Origin of the sequence: Streptomyces sp. AC558_RSS880, from assembly GCF_019049255.1 — a bacterium.
GTDB lineage: Bacteria > Actinomycetota > Actinomycetes > Streptomycetales > Streptomycetaceae > Streptomyces.
Genome location: NZ_JAGMUJ010000228.1, coordinates 1 through 465, shown reverse-complemented (window position 1 = coordinate 465; position 465 = coordinate 1). Strand labels below are relative to the sequence as shown.

1 protein-coding gene and 1 pseudogene are annotated in these 465 nt (G+C 64.9%); one reads left to right on the top strand and one right to left on the bottom strand.

Going from position 1 to position 465, the window contains the following annotated elements:
- A pseudogene (locus KUM38_RS41455) lies at window positions 1-226 on the bottom strand (hypothetical protein); the annotation flags it as partial.
- Between the two features lie 66 nt (window positions 227-292).
- Here KUM38_RS41455 and KUM38_RS41450 point away from each other — a divergent pair.
- Window positions 293-465 (top strand): transposase (locus KUM38_RS41450; RefSeq protein WP_254398587.1); only part of this gene is annotated, 173 nt, incomplete at its 3' end.

Genomic DNA, 465 nt, shown 5'->3' with positions numbered 1-465 from the left:
CCGCGTCTGCTCCAGCGAGCAACTCCCGTGGTCCTTCCTCACCCACACCGGCCTGATCATTCACCCCTAAACACCACAGAACTAACGAAAAACTCAGTAGCTCCACTGTGCGCACGCATCCGTACGCGGTGCTTTGGTCGGGGGTGACAACGCAGTACGAGTCGCAGCCGTTGCGGATGTTCTGCGCATCGGGTTCCTCGAAGCCGCACTGGTAGGGCTTGGTCATCTTCACTCGTGAGTGGCGTGTCCGTTGGTCTGCGGGTGTCGTTGGGGTGGTGTGACACCTGAGGAGTTGGCCGGGGTCCGGGAGGACCTGGAGGCGTTCGCGGCGGAGTTGTTCGACGGGTTCTTCCGCGCCGATCAGCGACGGTGGGGGCAGGCGTATGTGCGCGGGCTGCTGCTGGACGGGCGGCGCAAGTCGGTGGAGCCGATGGCGGCCCGCCTGGGTGAGGACGGCAACCGGCA